This window comes from Persicitalea sp. (genome assembly GCF_041751555.1).
Taxonomy (GTDB): domain Bacteria; phylum Bacteroidota; class Bacteroidia; order Cytophagales; family Spirosomataceae; genus Persicitalea.
Window position 1 is genome coordinate 1 of record NZ_JBGSXF010000468.1, and the last position, 2,405, is coordinate 2,405.

General features: G+C 52.3%; 3 protein-coding genes. 1 reads left to right on the forward strand and 2 read right to left on the reverse strand.

Annotated features, from left to right (window positions below; all coding sequences use genetic code 11):
• On the forward strand, nucleotides 1–318 hold a 318-nt coding region (locus tag ACEW8P_RS16480; protein WP_373514171.1), incomplete at its 5' end, for a hypothetical protein.
• A gap of 31 nt (nucleotides 319–349) precedes the next feature.
• Here ACEW8P_RS16480 and ACEW8P_RS16485 read toward each other — a convergent pair.
• Together ACEW8P_RS16485 and ACEW8P_RS16490 are read right to left on the reverse strand one after the other, a co-directional pair.
• Nucleotides 350–1,135: an NIPSNAP family protein gene (locus ACEW8P_RS16485; protein ID WP_373514172.1), complete on the reverse strand. Its 786-nt coding sequence runs from the start codon at nucleotides 1,133–1,135 to the stop codon at nucleotides 350–352.
• Nucleotides 1,136–1,187: 52 nt separating this feature from the next.
• Nucleotides 1,188–2,219 carry a type IX secretion system membrane protein PorP/SprF gene (locus ACEW8P_RS16490; protein WP_373514173.1) on the reverse strand — a complete coding sequence of 344 codons (1,032 nt, stop codon included), beginning with the start codon at nucleotides 2,217–2,219 and terminating at the stop codon, nucleotides 1,188–1,190.
• Nucleotides 2,220–2,405 lie beyond the last annotated feature (186 nt).

The window sequence follows — 2,405 nt, forward strand, 5'->3', positions numbered from 1 at the left end:
TCCGGCGACTTGCCGCTGGCTGACCTGCCGATTATTGCGGCGAGTTCAAAGCAATATAGTGTGGCGCGGTTTGAAGTGGAAGTACTCACACCCGGCCGGGTTAGTCTGGGCCTGAACGCCGATGCTGGCGTCAGTGCCTGGGTGGATCAAAAGCCGATTCAAACCTACGACGAAGGTCTGGTTGCCGAACTACCCAAGGGCGTTCACACTATCACGCTTTCCATCGACCGGAAGCTTTTCAAGGAACCGGCGGTGCGGGTGCAGTTGCTGGATGGGAAAGCAGGTTCAGCGCAGACGCGTCTGCGGATGGGGCGCTAACATCCGAAAGACAAAAAAGCCAATGCAAATGTTAGAGATCGGAGTACTCCGTCGGGCGCACGAACTTTCCTCCTGTCTTCGAGGTGTTCTGCTGATACTCGGGCATTGATTTGAGTTTGCTCCAATCGGCATCACCTCCGAAAGCTCTCCAATGCGCATCGCGGGAGGCTTTGTCGGAGAAGGTGATCAGGTACATGAGGTTGGGCATGTGGCTCCCCGCAATAACCTTGGCAAAGAACACGGGATTGAATCCTAGCTTCTTGAATATTTCTACCTCGCCGCCGTCGTCGAACATCTTCACCTTATTCAGATAGCGCTTCTCGGAAGAACTTTCGTAATCGCGCAGTTCGTAGACCCGCTCGCTCATCGGCACGGTCAGACCAGATTTGGCGTGAACAGGCATTGTTTCGAACGCTTCCATAATCACCGTTTCGTAGCGCTGGTAGGCAGGCTCCTTCAAAGGTGAGTCGATGTATTCTTTGCCCGCCGTCTGGTAGGCTTTGTCCTTATCCAGTTTTTGCGAAAGCCCAGTCAACTGATCCAGCGATTGAAAGGGTGTCAGCACGTACAGCAGCGAATCGTTGTCCATTGCTTTGAACACCCCGACATTCTTGATTCCAGCCCGGTGCGCGGCGGGCAGATAAGCATTCTGCAAGTAGTTGTCCATCAGAGCCATCTGCGGCCCTCGCACGTGGTATATTTTCAGTTCGTAATATTCTTTCCTTGGAGGAGAAAAGGACCAGGGAGTCGCACTGAAAAGAAGGAGGGAAGAAAGGAACAATAACAGGAAACTGGTGCGGTAGTATTTTACACTCATTTTAAAAATAGCTTAAATTAAAAACTTGTAGACTTCTGAACTTTAGACTTTCCTAGAACTTCGGACAAGACAACTCTTTGCTGCGGCGCTTGGTGCGCTTCTTGCTTTCGAGCGGTTCAAAGATATACGAAAGCGAGATTTCGTGCGCCCCGCCGCTGCCGAGGCCGAGCGTAGAGATGGTGGCGTCGTAGCTGTAACCGATTGAGAACTTGTCCTGCCGATAGCCCGCCAAAAAGATCAGCGACTCGTGGTTGTTGATGTTCTCGGCGTATTTTTTGATGGGAATGCCCCGGTACCAGGCACCGAGTACCAGCGGTGAATAAGTCACGTACACGCCCGCGTCCAACTGGTCAAATTTTCCTTGTTTTTTGTACAGGATAGCGGGAGAAATGGTTTTCTCGCGGTCAATCTCGTTGCCCAGAAATGTGTAGCCCGCAAACGGAATCCGCAAGCCCCCCTGGAAGCTGATTTTCATCGGCAAAGGAGCGGTTCCCAAGCCTCCGAATGCCTGGTTGGGGCGGTTGAGGTGATGCACGGAGATGCCCGCCCAGTACCAGTCTGAATAGAGCATGGTACCCGTCGAGAAATCGGCGTAAGACACTTGCGGAATGCCGTTTTGCACCAACGGCTCCTGCGTGGGGTTGCCGTTGAAGCCCGTGTTGTCGTACTGATCGCCGAAGGTCAGGCCAAAGTAGTCGAGCGTACGGGTGGCGTACGCGCCCTGCAAGCCGAAGCGCAGGGAAGTGACGTCGTTAAGTTGGAGTTGGTAGGAGTACTGCGCCCCGACCTCAGTGGATTTCAGGTTACCTAATCCCTGACTGTCCATCAGCACGTACAGGCCCACGCCGCTATTGAAGCGTGAGAAGTAGTTGTCGATACCAAACGAACTCGTGACGAAATTGGCTGACAGCGCGGGCCATTGGTTGCGGTAGTTGACCGTCAGGCGCGGAGCCAGCGCCCCGCCCGCCAGGGCAGGGTTGAGGTAGAGCGGATTGGCGTAGAACTGCGAAAACTGTGGATCCTGGCACCAAGCTTGCAGGCTGGTCAGGGTCAAGAAGGACAACAAGAGTAATTTCTTCATCATAGTATATCGTCTGCCACGGTCATTCATCCAAAAGTCAGTGAAGTAAGCGATTTTAATTCTTATTTCAACAATTAAGCCAGATTTTGCGTAATTGAGTAGGAAAAGCGACCCGTTTTTGTCAAAAAAATGGCGTGAAATTTAAAGATTTTTTTTTCGTTAGAACAATGCCGCCACCAAAAAGGCGGG